Genomic DNA, 17,252 nt, shown 5'->3' with positions numbered 1-17,252 from the left:
AAAAAATCAATTATTGGCGAAATGATGATAAAAAGAGAATGAGAAGTTTTTTGGCAATCATTGGTTGAAATGGGAAAACCTTTAGGTACTTCTGAAAACCTATATGCAAATAAGCTAGAATAAGTAGAATTAGGATAGCTTTAAGAAAAGTACAAAGAATGCCCAAAGGATGCAGAAAGTACAAAAAGCATAGACTAAATACGTTGAAGCGGTTTTCTTGTCCATTGGATTTGGGATTTCAGTAAAGAAACAATAGCAAAAGTAAAGTGCTATAAAAAGCTCCATGTAACGAAGGAATATTCGGCAAAAGGTTGTAATATCGATGAATGACCTATTTTGCCACAGACCCAAAACAAACTTACTAGGATAAATGGTAGGAAAACATCGTTGTAATGCACGTGATTGAGGTGTTTGCTAGGCCATGACCTTTTTTAGGGCCCTACCAAAGGACTGCGTTTCTTCTAAAGTTCCGGTGCTTATGCGAGCCCATTCCAGAAAAGGAGGAAATGGCCTACCAATCAATACATTTTCTTTTTGCATTGCAGAAATGAGACTTTGAATTGAACGACCCGTTCTAAAAAAGACAAAATTAGTATGAGAGGGAATATAACGAAGCTCCAAATCGTTCAATGTGTCATAGATATGTCTTTTGGCCTCTTCTGTTTTAAGCAGGCTAAACTTATAAAAGTCATCATCCTTTAAAGCCTCCTTGGCCGCTTCTATGGCCAAAATATTGGTATTGGCCATTATACTTGCTTTTAATTTAGTGGCAACATCCGGTCTGGCAATAAGGTAACCCACCCTAAGCCCGGCAAGGCCATAGGCTTTGGAAAAAGTCTTGGATACAATTACATTTCGCCCTTTTTTGACCAAATCGATCATGGAAGGATAGTCGGCTTGGGTAATAAAATCGTAATAGGCCTCATCTACGAACAATGTTGTCCTAGTATCGAACGAATTACAAAAATCCACAAGTTTATTTCCTTCGACAATGGTGCCCGTTGGATTGTTAGGATTGCAGATAAAAATCAATTTGGTTTTTTGGTTTACCTTTTCGGCCATGGCATCCAGATCATGGACCATTTTGTCGTTTACGGGAACACGATGAATGCGAGCACCGAAAGTCTCGGCATATTGCATCATAACATGAAAAGTAGGGTCGGCCGCTATAATTTCTCCATTACCGATGCCATAAGTAAGCCCAGCCGCCCTTAAACCTTCTGTGGAACCACCTGTCACCACAACATGGTCTCTGGTAACCCCTTCTTTTTTTGCTATTCCATTTACAAGACCGGACAGGGCCCTAAAAGGATAACGACAGGCCTCGCTCAACGACGAGGTAATTGTTTCACGTACCCGATTTGATGGCCCATAAGGGTTTTCGTTGGCATTAAGACGTATTGGACCTTCCACCGGAAAAGGCCTATTGGGAAAATCAACGGCCCAGCTTTCCAATCCGTTAAACAATGCAAAGCCGCCTGATAATCCAATGGTTTTCAACCAGTTTCTTCGGTCGAGATTTCTCATAAACTGTTCTTATGAGAAATAAGATACAAATAATAAATGAAGATTTGGGCACCTTAAGGTAGAGCTCAACAAGATTGGAGAACCCTTTTGAAAGGAAAAAAGATATATGATTAAAAATACCTATTTACAATTGAAACTCCTCGTGGTTCCCGTCCTCATTTTTTAAGGACTTCAAGGGAAATATATCTTTAAGGATATAGGCACCGACAATAGCAATGCCACCCGCAAATAGGGGTATGGCATAATCCCAATGTAGTATTTTCAACAAGCTACCGCATATAATGGCCAAGGTGCCCAAAACCATGGCGCAGTTCCACAGGATTTGGGATAAACTGTTTTTCGCTTTTCTATCCTCATCCAGGAAGTAGGCGGTTCCCTCCATAACAAACCAAGTAAGAAAGGAAACGGCTATGATTACTTGGAATACTATGGTATATGAAAAGTCTAATATTCTAAAAATACCGTTGGTTGTCCAAAAAACCACCAATATCAATTTAACGTAATCAATAAACTTTTTTTCTATTTTTTTCCAAAAACGTATCACATATAAAATACCAAGTGCCCCAAAAGCAATAAGCATAATTTCAGATGCATAGGGCCACTGTAATACTTGGGCCAACATGCCTATAAGTAGGATGGCAATGGACACCCTTATGGGCATTTTCAAAACTTTGTGGGATACTGACATGAAATTTGGCTTTAAATTATATTACTTTAACATTTGCCTTTAAACCCTCCATAATTCCAATGATGTTATTCACGGTCTCTTTCAAATAATGTCGGACCAGGACATGAGGTATACGGATAGTGGTAAAACCATTTCTAAAGGAGTGCATGGTTTCTTCCAGATCATTTATGGCCTGTTCATGGGTCATCATATGGTATTCCGTATCTATCTCAATATTCAACTTGACCCTAGAGATGGCAATATCTATTGATTTTTTACCATCCCACCATTCCAACATAGCTGCAACGCCTACTTTCTTAAGACCATAATACAGTTGAATGGCTTCCAATGGTGTTCCCTTCTTTTTCATCAGATCTTCCATACGTGCTTTGTGCTGGGAGCACAGTTCCACGCCTAAGGACTCCATGGAATTTCTGTGATCCAGATAGCCCAGATTTTTATTGCATTCTAAACATGTCATTTAAGTAGGTCAATTTTCTGTGCCGATAACAATCGGAACAATTCGATTTGTGATATTAATAACCGCCTATTTTTGGGAATAGTATATAACATCGATGTATGACACCTCGTTTTTAGACGAACTGCAATTTTTTAGATGAACGGCATTAAAAAATGTTAAAACTGTTGTGAAATTCTTTCCTTTGTCTCAATTGGGTTAAACCATTACCATCTATATTTATAAAACCATAGCATTTCTGAACTATGTTTAAAAAAGTAGGCCCTGGGGTTTTGATTGCAGCGGCTTTTATAGGACCGGGTACCATTACGGCTTGCACTTTGGCCGGAGTGGAATTTGGCTATGCCCTGCTATGGGCTATGGTTTTGTCCATTATCGCTACCATAATCCTACAAGAAATGTCCGCACGCCTTGGAATCATAACTCAAAATGGTCTTGCTGAAGTGATACGCTCACAGATCAGGTCCCCCTTTTTGCGGAATTTGATCATCGGGATTATACTTATGGCCATAGTTGTGGGCAATGCAGCATACGAAGGGGGTAATATAGGTGGTGGCGCTTTAGGGCTTGAAGCCGTTTTTGGTTCCAAGGGCATAAAATATTATCCTTTTATAGTTGGGTTGTTCGTATTCCTTTTGTTGTATCTGGGCAACTATAGGACTTTGGAAAAAGTATTTGTTTCATTGGTTATTATCATGAGCTTTTCCTTCCTGATTACGGCTTTGATTACCAAGCCCGATTTCAAAGCGATACTGCAGGCAATCTTTATTCCCGCTTTGCCTCAAGATAGTATTCTTACCGTTGTTGCGCTTGTGGGAACTACCGTGGTACCCTACAATCTTTTTCTTCATGCTTCCTTGGTCGGTGAAAAATGGAAAACAAAGGAAGATTTAAAATGGGCCCGCTGGGATACCTTTTTTTCCTTAGTACTGGGTGGACTTGTATCCATGGCTATAATTATTGGCGCTGCTGCTATACCAGAAAAGTCGGTTTCCGGGGTCTTGGATCTAGCAAAAGGTCTGGAGCCCCTATATGGGAATGCAGCACGGTATTGCATGGGTGTTGGATTATTCGCCGCCGGTATTACTTCTGCTATAACTGCTCCTTTGGCAGCTGCTTACGTGGCAGATAGTTGTTTTGGATGGAAAGCTGGAATGAAGGATTATAGATTCAGATCAGTTTGGGTGATCATTTTGATTCTGGGTGTATTGTTCATGTCCTTTGGCATACGACCTATTGAAATCATTAAGTTCGCACAGATAGCCAATGGTATTTTATTGCCGTTTACAGCTGTTTTCTTGTTATGGGCGGTGAACAGGTCCGCCTTAATGGGAGGATATAGGAACAAAATTCCACAGAACGTTTTTGGGGTGCTCATCATCGTCCTTGCAATTCTTCTAGGAGTGAAAAGCATTTTAAAAGTCTTTGATATTTTTTAGATGGACAAAATTGATATTAATTGTGACGTTGGAGAGGGCATAGGAAACGAGGAAAAATTGTTCCCCTTTATATCTTCTTGCAACATTGCCTGTGGGGGACACGCGGGAAATAGGCAAACTATGCTAAAAATCGTGCGGTTGGCCGGGCGGTTTAAAGTGAAAATTGGTGTGCATCCTTCCTATCCGGATAAAAAGAATTTTGGTAGGATTTCTTTGGATATTTCCAATAATTTATTAATTGAAAGTATTCAAGAACAGATAAAAAGTTTGACATCCATCCTAAAAATGGAAAAATTGGATTTAAACCATATAAAACTACATGGTGCACTATATAATGACGTGGCAAAGAATAGCAGCTTGGCCCAAACCGTGTTGGCCTCATTGGAAATATACAAACGCAAAACACCTATATATGTGCCCTATGCTTCAGTGATGGCCAAAGAAGCTATAAATCATGGGTTTTCCGTAATGTATGAAGCTTTTGGAGATCGGAAATACCACGAAGACTTGCGTCTGGTTTCCCGAGATTCACCCAGAGCCGTTATCACAGACCCCAAGGAGGTACTGCAACAAGTGATTTCAATTGTAAAAAACAAGAAAATAAAAACCTCTAATGGAAATTCGGTTAATATTTTGGCAGATACCATATGTATTCATGGCGATAACCCCTTTGCTTTACAAATAGTATCGTATCTTTCCGAAGAATTACCAAACCAGAATATCCAACTAAAAAAGTGACCCACTATCCAATCTCTATACGACCTTTTGGCGTACATGCCCTATTAATCGAATGGCCCAATGAAGTGAACGAGGCCGTACTGGAAAATATCCTGCAATTTCAAAATCATCTTAGAATAAACCATCTTAGCGAGGACAACTGGGAGATGATACCGGCCTACAACTCATTGACCCTAATTTACAGAAAAGCACCGATTGACTTTACGGAATTTAGTGAACAACTAAAGGTCTGGTACACTCAATTGGAAGAAGCTTCCTTGCCCCAAAGGTTTATTTGGAGACTACCGGTCTGTTATGATTTGGAACTGGGCATAGATTTAAAAGGTGTTTCTGAAAGGTTGGAAAAAAGCATAGAGGAAGTTGTAAACCTGCACACAAATCATATCTATACGGTATATGGAATAGGGTTTTTGCCCGGATTTATGTATTTAGGTGGATTACCCCCATCTTTGGAACTGCCCAGAAGGGCAGAACCTCGATTAAGGGTAAGGAAAGGTTCGGTTGGTTTGGCCGGGAAGCAAACGGGAATTTATCCTCAGGAGTCTCCGGGGGGGTGGAATATTATCGGAAGTTGTTCTGTGCCAATGTTCGACCCTAAAAGGGAAGACCCCTGCTTTGTTAACGTGGGGGACAAGGTGCAGTTTTACTCCATTACTAGGGCGGAATACGATTTACACAAAATTGAGGCTGAAGTGGGTATTTATAAATTGGAAAAAACCAAATGGAATGCTTAAGGTATTAAAACCCGGTTTGTTTACCACAATTCAAGATGCTGGAAGGTTTGGATACCTAAACAAAGGAGTGCCGGTTGCCGGTTTTATGGATACGGCTTCCGCCTACAAGGTCAACCAGCTTTTGGAGAATGCTATTGATTCTGCCGTAATGGAAATCACAATGACCGGTCCCATTTTGGAATTTGAAAATCCTACTTTTATATGTGTTGGAGGTGCGAAACATGTCGTTACCTTGAACAATAATCGTATTGAAAGCTTCAAAGTATATAAAGTTTCACCTGGCGATGTCTTGTCCTATGGCAAATTAGAAAAGGGTTTCCGAAGTTATCTGGCTGTTAAAAATGGTTTTAAGACTGATAAAATACTAGGAAGCCGATCTATGTATGCGCCTATAACACCCAAAAGCCATTTCGAGGATAACCAGACCATAGCTTATGACAGCTGTAAAGTGTTTTCCCCTAAAATCGATGAATTAAAGGTTGATTCCTTTTTAGATAGCAAGGTGTTAACTGTTTCCAAGGGCCCCGAGTATGGACTTTTGGAAGATAGGCAATTGGAAGCCTTGTTTTTTCAAAATTTTACCATTGCCAACGAAAACGATCGTATGGCCTATCAGTTATTAGAACATATAGCCGGACATAAGGTTAGTATGTTAACGTCAGCCACCTTACCTGGAACGGTACAGCTTACTCCGTCCGGCAAGATCATGATATTGATGAAAGACGGTCAGACCACCGGGGGATACCCTAGAATATTTCAACTTTCCGACAAGGCCATTTCCATTTTGGCCCAAAAGAAATTTGGAGACATCATCTCATTTAAATTGGTCTGAAAGTTTTGTTTCCTATTCTAGAAAACTAAAGGCAGGTTTTGCCACCACCTATTTTTTATGTAATATTGAGGCATGGATAAAAATCCTAATATAAACAATGTGGTACTTGTCGTCTGCTTAGGTAGATGATACGGATTTACATTGTTTAATGGAAAGCCTGTATCGAATATAATTTGATACAGGCTTTTTCTTTGATTAGGACCTTTTAGTTGTAGATGGCAAACCGTATTCTTTCTATTGAATATGATATAGATTAAGTGGCTATCCATCTGATTATTAGTGTTGTAAATTAATATAATAGCAATTGGATTTAGATCATTCTTTTTAGTTAAAAAAATACGGTAGAGGAAAGATTTATCTTTGATTGTCGAAAAATACCAAACCGAATAAATTACAACAATCCAATGGAATTAAATAAATACAGTAAGACCATTACTCAAAATGATACCCAACCAGGAGCACAAGCTATGCTCTATGCCATAGGACTTACCGAGGAAGATTTGAAGAAACCATTTATTGGGGTGGCAAGTACGGGATATGAGGGTAATCCATGCAATATGCATCTTAACGACTTGGCACAGGACGCCAAAGAGGGTATTCAGGCCGGTGGTTCGGTAGGCCTTATCTTCAATACCATTGGAGTAAGTGATGCAATCTCCATGGGTACCTCAGGTATGCGATATTCTCTTCCATCAAGGGATATCATCGCGGATTCTATGGAAACGGTAGTGCAAGCTATGAATTATGACGGTTTGGTTACTATTGTTGGTTGCGACAAGAATATGCCTGGTGCGTTGATGGCCATGATCCGTTTAAATAGGCCTTCGATAATGGTTTATGGGGGTACCATATCATCCGGCTGTTTTAAAGATAAAAAGCTGGACATTGTATCTGCCTTTGAGGCATGGGGCGAAAAAGTGGCGGGCACCATGAACGAAGCCGATTATAAAGGCGTCATTCAAAATGCTTGTCCCGGGGCAGGAGCTTGCGGTGGTATGTATACTGCCAATACTATGGCTTCCGGTATAGAGGCTTTAGGTATGGCCATGCCCTATAACTCATCAAATCCGGCTACTGGGGATACCAAGAAAAAAGATAGTTTTGAATCAGGAAAGGCCATACAACACCTATTGGAAAAGGATATTAAACCAAGTGATATCATCACAAAAAAATCTTTCGAAAATGCCATCCGCTTGGTCATTGTGTTGGGTGGGTCGACCAATGCCGTTTTACATTTTCTGGCCATAGCTAAGGCGGCCAACGTAGATTTTACACTTGATGATTTTCAGCGTATTAGTGATACCACTCCTTTTTTGGCAGATTTAAAGCCTAGTGGGCGCTATCTTATGGAGGACATTCATCGCATAGGAGGTACTCCGGCGGTTATGAAGTTTATGCTGGAAAATGGAATGTTACATAGTGATTGCATGACTGTGACTGGTAAAACGGTAGCTGAAAACTTGGCCGATATTCCAAGTTTGAAAGAGGGACAGCAAATTGTAAAACCATTGGACAATCCCATAAAGGAAACAGGGCATTTAAGGATTTTATATGGAAACTTGGCCAAGGATGGCGCCGTTGCCAAGATAACGGGCAAGGAGGGACTACACTTTACAGGTCCGGCCAAAGTTTTTGAAAGCGAGTTCGATGCCAATGAAGGTATAGGTGCTGGTCGCGTTACAAAGGGTGATGTTGTTGTTATTCGGTACGAAGGTCCAAAAGGAGGTCCTGGAATGCCTGAAATGTTAAAGCCGACCGCAGCCATTATGGGATCTGGATTAGGAAAAGAGGTTGCTTTAATTACGGATGGGCGTTTTTCGGGAGGAACTCACGGATTTGTGGTGGGCCATGTTTCCCCTGAGGCACAGGAGGGTGGAAACATAGCCTTGTTGAAAGATGGCGATATGGTGACTATAGATGCCGAGAAGAACAAAATTTCAGTAGACCTATCCGATGAAGAACTGAAGCAAAGACGTGCTCATTGGAAGCAACCCGAACTAAAGGTAAAAAGAGGTAGTTTATATAAATATGCAAAAACGGTATCATCAGCCTCCCAGGGCTGTGTTACCGATGAGATATAGTTGTATGGAAACAGTAAAATTGAAAAAGGACCGATCCACGAAAAAAACAGGTATAACGATTACCGGTGCCGAGGCCATTATCCATTGTTTGTTGGCCGAAGGTGTAGATTTGATTTATGGTTATCCAGGAGGGGCCATCATGCCCGTTTATGATGAGTTGTACAAGTTTCAGGACAAGTTGACTCATATTTTAACGAGGCATGAACAGGGTGCTACTCATGCAGCCCAAGGATATGCCAGGGTTACTGGAAAAGTGGGAATAGCCATGGCCACGTCCGGGCCGGGAGCGACAAATTTGGTTACGGGCCTTGCCGATGCACAAATAGACTCAACACCCATAGTATGTATTACGGGGCAAGTTCCAAGACATCTATTGGGGTCGGATGCCTTTCAGGAAACGGATATCATAGGAATATCAACACCTGTCACCAAATGGAACCATCAGATTACAAAGGCTGCGGAGATTCCTGAAGTGATGGCCAAGGCATTTTATATTGCCAAGTCAGGTCGTCCTGGCCCGGTACTTATCGATATTACGAAGAATGCCCAATTTGAGGAATTTGATTTTACGTATGAAAAATGCACGGGAGTACGAAGTTATAAACCTGTGCCCCAACCAAGTACAAAGGCCATTGAGGCGGCCGCAGAATTGATCAATGAGGCAAAAAAACCCTATATAGTTTGGGGCCAAGGCGTAATCCTGGGAAAGGCCGAGAAAGCTTTAAAGGCATTTATTGAAAAAGCTGGGATTCCTGCTGCGTGGACCATTATGGGAGAATCCGCCATACCCACCGGTCATCCCTTGAATGTGGGAATGGTGGGAATGCACGGCAATTATGGTCCCAATGTATTGACCAATGAATGCGACCTTCTCATTGCCATTGGAATGCGGTTTGATGACCGGGTAACAGGTAGCTTGGATACCTATGCCAAGCAAGCAAAGATCATCCATTTTGAGATAGATCCTGCTGAAATCAATAAGAACGTCCCTGTAGATATAGCGGTACTTGGGGATGCCAAGACCACTTTGGAACTCATTCTGCCCCTTATCAATGACAATTCCCATGAGGAGTGGCGCAAGGAATTTGATAAGAAATATGAGGAAGAATTTGCCCAAGTAATCGAAAAGGATTTACATCCGACGAAACCTGGCTTGACCATGGGGGAGGTAATTGAGGAAATTAATTTGGCCTCAGGACATGAGGCCGTAATGGTTACGGATGTAGGTCAACATCAGATGGTGGCCTGCAGATATGCCAAATTCAAGCATAGCAAGAGTAATATAACCTCAGGTGGATTAGGGACCATGGGCTTCGCATTGCCCGCGGCCATAGGTGCTAAAATGGGAGCTATGGATCGTGAGGTGGTCGCCATTATCGGGGATGGGGGATATCAAATGACGATTCAAGAGTTAGGGGTCATCTTTCAGCATAATATTCCTGTAAAGATCGTAGTACTCAACAATGATCATTTGGGTATGGTTCGGCAATGGCAGGAATTATTTTTTGAAAGCAGATATGCCTCTACCGTAATGACCAATCCGGATTTTGTGAAGATTGCGGAAGGATATCACATAGAAGCCAAACGTGTTACGGAACGTAAGGATTTAAAAGCGGCCGTCCAGGAAATGATGGCTTCCAAAAATCCATATTTCTTGGAGGTTAGGGTAGAGAAGGAAGATAATGTGTTTCCTATGATACCATCAGGCGCATCGGTATCCGATATTCGATTAAAGTAATGAAGATTTTAATTTTTCAAGCCAAATAAGTCTATCCAAACTGCATCATGAACGATACCCATATTCTTGATAAGCCAAAAATCCATTCGGAAATAGAACGTAAGTGCATTGAAATAGGCTTTACGATGCCTTCCGATTTGTACATTGGTTCGTTACTGAAAACTTTGATAGGCAGTAAGCCTAAAGGAAGTTTTTTGGAACTGGGTACGGGAATCGGTCTGAGTTTGTCATGGATGGTAGATGGAATGGATAATGAATCCGTTTTGATTACGGTGGATAACGACCAAGAATTGATCAATATCGCCGAGGAATATTTTGGGGGTGACCCAAGAATTCAAATCCTTTGCCAAGACGCATCCAATTGGATAAAAACATATACTGGCACAAAGTTCGATTTGATCTTTGCCGATGCCTGGCCGGGAAAGTATAGTGAAATTGATGAAGTTCTCAATTTGGTAAAAGTAGGTGGATTTTATGTTATTGATGATATGACCGCCCAGCCCAATTGGCCGGAAGGACATCAGGAGAACGTGAATGGATTGGTTTCCTATTTGGAAAAAAGGAAAGATTTCAATCTTACAAAAATGAACTGGTCCACGGGGTTGATCGTGGCAGCTAAAACTGGGATCTGACAGGTTTCCAAAACCTGTTAAGGTCTATCAAAAATGGACTTATGAAAAAAGAATGGTTTACCATATCGGTGTATTCTGAGAACAATGTAGGATTGTTGAATAGAATATCCGGGATATTCTTAAAGAGACACATTAATGTTGAAAGTCTAAACGTCTCAAAATCAGAAATAGAACATGTTTCTAAATTTACTATAGTGGTCAACACCACTGAGGATTGGACCCGTAAAATTGTCGCCCAGATCGAAAAACAGATAGAGGTCATCAAGGCTTTCTACCATACAGACGATGAGACCATTTACCAAGAGTCCGCCCTGTTTAAGATTGCCTCACATTTGCTATTCGATGAACGGCAAATACAGAATATCATTAAAGAAAGTAACTCACAGATTGTTACCGTTTCGCGGGATTTCTTTGTATTGGCCAAAACAGGCAGACGACATGAAATAGATGAGATGCATGACCAACTGGAACCCTTTGGGATTATGCAATTTGTCCGTTCCGGGCGCATAACCGTTACCAAAGCGGAGATGCCCATTAGCACGATATTGGAAGATTTTTATCAAGATAAGTAAAACCTAAACTTTTAAATATTAAAAAGAGAACACAAAATGGCAAATTATTTTAATACGTTATCCTTACGAGATCAATTAGCGCAATTGGGGAAATGTAGGTTCATGGAATCCAGTGAATTTTCGGATGGCGTATCCGCATTGAAAGGAAAGAAAATCGTTATTGTAGGCTGCGGCGCCCAAGGTTTGAATCAAGGTCTTAATATGCGGGACTCGGGACTTGATATTTCATATACACTTCGAGAAGCCGCCATAAAGGAGCAACGTCAGTCCTATAAAAATGCTACAGAAAATGGTTTTACCGTCGGTACCTATCAAGAACTTGTTCCGGAGGCAGACGTCGTTATCAACCTTACGCCTGACAAGCAGCATACCAGTGTTATCAATGCGGTGATGCCCTTAATGAAAAAGGGTGCCACCTTGTCCTACTCCCACGGATTTAACATTGTTGAAGAAGGAATGCAGATACGTGAGGATCTGACCGTTATTATGGTAGCTCCAAAATGTCCAGGATCAGAGGTCAGGGAAGAATATAAAAGGGGATTTGGTGTACCGACGCTTATTGCAGTTCATCCGAATAATGACCCCCAAGGGAAAGGCTTGGAACAGGCCAAGGCCTACGCCGTTGGTACTGGAGGCCACAGGGCAGGCGTTTTGGAATCTTCGTTCGTTGCGGAGGTAAAATCGGATTTAATGGGAGAACAGACCATTCTTTGTGGTCTTTTGCAAACAGGGTCTATCCTTTGTTTCGATAAGATGATAGAAAAAGGGATCGAACCCGGTTATGCTTCCAAATTGATTCAATATGGTTGGGAAACAGTTACTGAAGGGATGAAATATGGTGGAATCACCAACATGATGGATCGTTTGTCCAACCCTGCAAAAATCAAGGCTTTTGAACTCTCCGAAGAATTAAAGGACATCATGCGACCTTTGTTCCACAAACATATGGACGATATCATGACAGGGCATTTTTCCAAGACCATGATGGAAGATTGGGCCAATGATGACAAAAACCTGCTGGAATGGCGGGCGGCAACAGGAGAGACCGCTTTTGAGAAAACTCCAGCGGGAGATGATAAAATCTCAGAACAGGAATATTATGACAATGGGGTGTTAATGGTAGCTTTTGTGAGAGCCGGTGTGGAATTGGCCTATGAATCCATGACGGAATCTGGAATCATTGGGGAATCCGCATACTATGAATCTCTGCATGAGACTCCTTTAATTGCCAATACGATTGCACGGAAAAAATTGTTTGAGATGAATAGGGTAATCTCGGATACAGCCGAGTATGGTTGCTACCTATTTGATCATGCATGCAAGACTTTGTTAGCGGATTTTATGAAGAAAATAGATACCGATGTCATTGGCACCCATTTTGGCGAAGGCAAGGATGCGGGGGTGGATAATGCCAAACTGATTACGGTAAACAAAGTACTGCGGGAACATCCGGTTGAAATTGTCGGGGCCCGTCTCAGGGAGTCAATGACCGCAATGAAACCTATTGTTTAACGATTAAATCCCTGAGAAGTCGGGGATTTTTTTATCATATCAATTACATAGCTATTTTTATGGAAACAACACAAACAATCATACCGGCCGAGTTCCAAATTGATAATACGATTCATCAAAAACAGTATTTGATCAATGGAGAAATGCAAGAGTGGACGGGAAACACCACTGAAGTATTTTCTACCATCTCCTCAACGGAGAGTTATGAACCCACGCTTTTAGGAAGTATACCCGATATGGGAGAACCCGAAGCCTTACGGGCTTTGGACGCCGCTCTTTTGGCCTATAACAAAGGACAGGGAGTTTGGCCTACTATGCATGTTCGGGATAGGATAGACTGCATGGAGAAATTTGTGCAGCAAATGGAAACCAAAAGAGGTGAAATTGTCAAATTGCTCATGTGGGAAATTGGCAAGTCCTTGCCCGATTCACAAAAGGAATTTGATCGAACCGTAGAATATATCCGGGATACTATCGAGGAGTACAAGCAATTGGATAGGGATGCCGCTAAATTCCAGAAATTTGATGGGGTGTATGCCCACATCAAAAGAGGGCCTTTGGGGGTAATACTCTGTCTTGGACCTTATAATTATCCCTTAAACGAGACCTTTGCCCTTCTTATTCCTGCTATTATAATGGGGAACACAACCATTTTTAAGCCGGCCAAGTATGGCGTGTTATTGATTACACCCCTTTTGGAGGCTTTTCAGAATAGTTTCCCTAAAGGCGTTGTGAATATTTTATTCGGTAGGGGTAGGGCCGTGGCTGCTCCGATAATGCAGACCGGTAAAATTGATGTTTTGGCTTTGATAGGTAACAGTAAGTCGGCCAACGCTTTGCAAGATCAACATCCAAAAAGTAATCGATTGCGATTGGTTTTAGGTTTGGAAGCCAAGAATCCGGCTATTATTTTGCCCGATGCCGACTTAGATCTGACTATTAACGAGTGTCTTGCCGGGACCCTGTCCTTTAATGGACAGCGATGTACAGCACTGAAGGTAATCTATGTACACGAATATATTAAAGAAGAGTTTCTAAAACGTTTTGCCGAAAAAGTAGATTCCCTAAAGTTTGGTAACCCTTGGGATAATGGTGCTAAATTGACCCCATTGCCCGAGCCGGATAAACCTACCTATATTCAGGAATTGATAGACGATGCGGTACAGAAAGGTGCCAAAGTATGGAACAAAAAAGGAGGACAGCAGACCCATAATTATATATGGCCAGCTGTACTACATCCCGTTACAAAGGATATGCGGGTGTATAAAGAAGAGCAGTTTGGCCCGGTCATACCAGTAGTTTCATTTTCCGATATCCAGGAACCACTGGATGATATGGCCGAAAGTAATTACGGTCAACAGGTAAGCCTCTTTGGAAAGGATGTATATGCACTTGCCCCGCTCATTGATACTTTAGTGAATCTAGTTTGTCGGGTTAACCTAAACAGTTCCTGCCAGCGAGGCCCTGATGTGTATCCCTTCACCGGAAGAAAGGATTCCGCACAGTCCACTTTAAGTGTGTATGATGCGCTCCGGTCGTTTTCCGTACGTACGTTCGTAGCTTTTAAGGACAGCGACCTCAATAACGAGACGGTAGAAAAATTGCTGGACATCAAACTATCCAACTTTGTAAGTACGGATTATATCCTTTAGTGTTAAGTATTGTAGGGTAACGCCTCCCCAATTAGGGGAGGTTTTTGTTTTTTAGCTATTCTTCACTTACCAACACCAATCCCTATTCAATTTTCCATAGGACAACACGAACAACAATGATATGTCAAAAATTACCTTACGGTGTTGGTATTGAAGTTTATTGTGGTTAATACTGCATAGAAACTCGACAAAAACGAATAGTTCCCCGATGGTTTCCTGAGATAATTTTGTTTTTAAAATAATGAGAAGCTCTGCAATAACATTTAAAAATTGTACGGCTTATTAGTTTAAAACAAAAATGGTACATATGGAAACAAATATATCAACTAGAAAAGCTCTAATTGCCTTGGCAATAGGAGGTTTTGGTATTGGACTTACAGAATTTGTGATTATGGGCATTCTGCCCGATGTGGCCCGTGGGTTGAATATCACCATACCACAGGCGGGTCATGCCATAGCTGCCTATGCGTTAGGGGTTGTAATTGGAGCCCCCTTGTTTACCAAAATAGGCGGAAAGATGGATTCACGGAAGACTTTGCTACTTTTAATGGCATGGTTTGCCTTGTTCAATAGTTTGTCCGGCCTAGCGGAAAACTATGCTACGCTGCTGATTTCTAGATTTTTATCGGGCCTTCCCCACGGGGCATTTTTTGGCATCGGTGCCGTTGTTGCCGGTAGATTGGCGAAAACCGGTAAGATTGCACAGGCGATTGCCGTTATGTTTTCGGGCCTTACGATTGCCAACGTAATTGGAGTCCCGATAGGAACGTATATTGGTCATCACTATGATTGGAGCGCCTCTTTCTATATGGTAGGAATTGTGGGATTGATTACGATGGCCAGCATATATTTTTGGATGCCCAAATTGCCTCAGTTGCCACCAACCGCAACATCCCATGAGAACAAAGGTCTTAAAAACAGAGAGCTGTGGGCCCTGATTTTACTAACCACAATTGGAACAGGAGGGTTTTTTGCCTGGTACAGTTATATTGCCCCTCTGATAACTGAAGTAGCGGGATTGGCAGACTACATGGTGGGTTATGCCATGATACTCGCCGGCCTCGGAATGGTCATGGGCAACTTTATAGGAGCGAAGATGGCGGAATGGTTTTCACCGTTAAAAGCCGTGGCCATTAGTTTGTCCATTATGGTCGGATTATTATTGGTCAATGCCATTGTGGCAACAAATCCTTATGCCATTTTAACGATGACGTTTTTAATAGGCACGGCATCATTTACAGTGGCTACCCCTATTCAAATGGCGATCATCAATGCATCTAGGGGTTCGGAAATGCTAGGTTCCTCTATGAATCAAAGTGCCTTTAACATGGGCAACGCCTCCGGGGCTTATTTAGCCGGATTACCTATAGCCTATGGTCATGGAATTGTATATGCAGGAGTGGTTGGTGCCGTTTTGGCCGCGGTTGGTGTTGGCATAGCCTTAAGTATATTGATGTACAGACGACAAAAAGCCAAACGATACAAAATGGCCTATTAACAGTAATGGGAATTTTTAGCATAAGAAAAGGCCCTGAAGTAAAGTACTTCAAGGCCTTTTTCATCTTGCAATTTTTCAGATTAAATATTCGCTGCCAACCAGTTACCGACTTCACTAGTCTTATGAGCTTTGCCACCATTGGATAAATCCTCGGTTACAATGCCCTCGGCCAATGATTTATTGACTACATCACGAATGGCTTGGGCTTCCTGGGTCAAGTCAAAATCTTCAAAAAGCATAGCTGCTGAAAGCACTGTAGCCAATGGATTGGCAATATCTTTTCCGGCGGCTTGTGGATAGGAACCGTGAATAGGTTCATATAGGGAGACCTTGCTTCCCACTGAGGAAGAAGGCATCAAGCCCATAGATCCGGATATTACGGAAGCCTCGTCCGTTAAAATGTCACCAAAGAGATTGGCTGTAATAATTACATCGTAATCCTTGGGCCATTGTATTAAGCGCATTGCCACGGCATCTACGAACTCGTAAGAAACTTCTACCTCCGGATAATCCTTTTCCATGGCCTGCACGGTTTCACGCCATAATCGCGAGGCTTCCAAAACATTGGCCTTATCTACGCAGCATAGTTTTTTAGAACGCTTCATGGCCATTTCAAAACCCTTTTTGGCCAAACGTTGAATTTCAAACCGTTGATAGGTCATGGTATCAAAGGCAGTATCCCCGTTGTCCTTTCGGCCTCTTTCTCCAAAATATACGCCGCCGGTAAGTTCCCTTAATATGATTAAATCCGTTCCTTCTATTCGATCTCGTTTCAAAGGTGATTTATCAATCAAGGATGGAAACGTAAATGTGGGCCTAACATTAGCAAAAAGCCCTAACTTTTGCCGCATTTTCAATAAACCCTGCTCTGGCCGCACCTTGGCCGTTGGGTCATTATCAAATTTAGGATGTCCAATTGCACCGAATAAAACGGCATCCGAGTTGGCACAGATTTCATGGGTTTCGTCCGGGTAGGGCTCTCCAACGGTATCAATAGCGATTGCTCCGGTGAGCGCCGGCGCCCAATTGATTTCATGATTGTATTTCTCTGCGATGGCATCGCAAACTTTTACAGCTTGATCTATTACTTCTGGGCCGATACCGTCCCCTGCCAAAAGCGCTATGTTTAGTTTCATAAACTATTTATGTTGG

15 protein-coding genes are annotated in these 17,252 nt (G+C 41.8%); 11 read left to right on the top strand and 4 right to left on the bottom strand.

The genetic code is table 11. The annotated features are described in order from the left end of the window. Positions 1-414: 414 nt before the first annotated feature. The 3 genes from ACP2AF_RS16240 to ACP2AF_RS16230 all read right to left on the bottom strand — a co-directional run bounded on the left by ACP2AF_RS16240 (position 415) and on the right by ACP2AF_RS16230 (position 2,675). Complete coding sequence (locus ACP2AF_RS16240; RefSeq protein WP_425237203.1) at positions 415-1,527, bottom strand: pyridoxal phosphate-dependent aminotransferase; 1,113 nt, start codon at positions 1,525-1,527, stop codon at positions 415-417. A gap of 124 nt (positions 1,528-1,651) precedes the next feature. Then, on the bottom strand, positions 1,652-2,215 hold the full coding sequence (locus ACP2AF_RS16235; RefSeq protein ID WP_425237202.1) for a hypothetical protein: 564 nt from the start codon (positions 2,213-2,215) through the stop codon (positions 1,652-1,654). 16 nt (positions 2,216-2,231) lie between these two features. Beyond that, positions 2,232-2,675 (bottom strand): hypothetical protein, encoded by a 444-nt coding sequence (locus ACP2AF_RS16230; protein WP_425237201.1) that lies wholly within the window; start codon positions 2,673-2,675, stop codon positions 2,232-2,234. Positions 2,676-2,917: 242 nt separating this feature from the next. Here ACP2AF_RS16230 and ACP2AF_RS16225 point away from each other — a divergent pair, with 242 nt between their 5' ends. The 11 genes from ACP2AF_RS16225 to ACP2AF_RS16175 all read left to right on the top strand — a co-directional run bounded on the left by ACP2AF_RS16225 (position 2,918) and on the right by ACP2AF_RS16175 (position 16,100). Then, complete coding sequence (locus ACP2AF_RS16225) at positions 2,918-4,111, top strand: Nramp family divalent metal transporter (RefSeq protein ID WP_425237200.1); 1,194 nt, start codon at positions 2,918-2,920, stop codon at positions 4,109-4,111. Next, entirely contained in the window at positions 4,112-4,849 is a 738-nt protein-coding gene (gene pxpA / locus ACP2AF_RS16220; RefSeq protein WP_425237199.1) for a 5-oxoprolinase subunit PxpA, read from the top strand. Beyond that, positions 4,846-5,583, top strand: a complete 738-nt coding sequence (gene pxpB / locus ACP2AF_RS16215) for a 5-oxoprolinase subunit PxpB (protein ID WP_425237198.1) — start codon at positions 4,846-4,848, stop codon at positions 5,581-5,583. The genes pxpA and pxpB overlap by 4 nt, the downstream gene beginning before the upstream one ends. After that, positions 5,576-6,415, top strand: coding sequence for a biotin-dependent carboxyltransferase family protein (locus ACP2AF_RS16210; protein ID WP_425237197.1), 840 nt, complete (start codon positions 5,576-5,578; stop codon positions 6,413-6,415). The genes pxpB and ACP2AF_RS16210 overlap by 8 nt, the downstream gene beginning before the upstream one ends. 404 nt (positions 6,416-6,819) lie before the next feature. Further along, positions 6,820-8,496 carry a dihydroxy-acid dehydratase gene (gene ilvD / locus ACP2AF_RS16205; protein WP_425237196.1) on the top strand — a complete coding sequence of 559 codons (1,677 nt, stop codon included), beginning with the start codon at positions 6,820-6,822 and terminating at the stop codon, positions 8,494-8,496. Positions 8,497-8,500: 4 nt separating this feature from the next. Further along, positions 8,501-10,234 (top strand): biosynthetic-type acetolactate synthase large subunit, encoded by a 1,734-nt coding sequence (gene ilvB, locus ACP2AF_RS16200; RefSeq protein ID WP_425237195.1) that lies wholly within the window; start codon positions 8,501-8,503, stop codon positions 10,232-10,234. A gap of 47 nt (positions 10,235-10,281) precedes the next feature. Beyond that, positions 10,282-10,866: an O-methyltransferase gene (locus ACP2AF_RS16195; protein ID WP_425237194.1), complete on the top strand. Its 585-nt coding sequence runs from the start codon at positions 10,282-10,284 to the stop codon at positions 10,864-10,866. A gap of 41 nt (positions 10,867-10,907) precedes the next feature. Next, positions 10,908-11,438: an acetolactate synthase small subunit gene (gene ilvN, locus ACP2AF_RS16190; RefSeq protein ID WP_425237193.1), complete on the top strand. Its 531-nt coding sequence runs from the start codon at positions 10,908-10,910 to the stop codon at positions 11,436-11,438. Between the two features lie 36 nt (positions 11,439-11,474). Continuing rightward, on the top strand, positions 11,475-12,950 hold the full coding sequence (gene ilvC, locus ACP2AF_RS16185) for a ketol-acid reductoisomerase (RefSeq protein ID WP_425237192.1): 1,476 nt from the start codon (positions 11,475-11,477) through the stop codon (positions 12,948-12,950). Between the two features lie 59 nt (positions 12,951-13,009). Beyond that, a complete protein-coding gene (locus ACP2AF_RS16180; RefSeq protein WP_425237191.1) occupies positions 13,010-14,602 on the top strand; it encodes an NADP-dependent glyceraldehyde-3-phosphate dehydrogenase in 1,593 nt (530 codons plus the stop codon). A gap of 307 nt (positions 14,603-14,909) precedes the next feature. Then, positions 14,910-16,100: an MFS transporter gene (locus ACP2AF_RS16175; RefSeq protein ID WP_425237190.1), complete on the top strand. Its 1,191-nt coding sequence runs from the start codon at positions 14,910-14,912 to the stop codon at positions 16,098-16,100. 80 nt (positions 16,101-16,180) lie between these two features. On the opposite strand, the gene leuB is transcribed toward ACP2AF_RS16175, so the two are convergent. Then, positions 16,181-17,236, bottom strand: coding sequence for a 3-isopropylmalate dehydrogenase (gene leuB / locus ACP2AF_RS16170; RefSeq protein WP_425237189.1), 1,056 nt, complete (start codon positions 17,234-17,236; stop codon positions 16,181-16,183). Positions 17,237-17,252: the final 16 nt, after the last annotated feature.

Source organism: Ulvibacterium sp., assembly GCF_965248315.1.
In the GTDB taxonomy this organism is placed as follows: Bacteria; Bacteroidota; Bacteroidia; order Flavobacteriales; family Flavobacteriaceae; genus Ulvibacterium.
The sequence above is the reverse complement of the archived record's forward strand: the minus strand, read 5'-3'. Positions and strand labels throughout refer to the sequence as shown.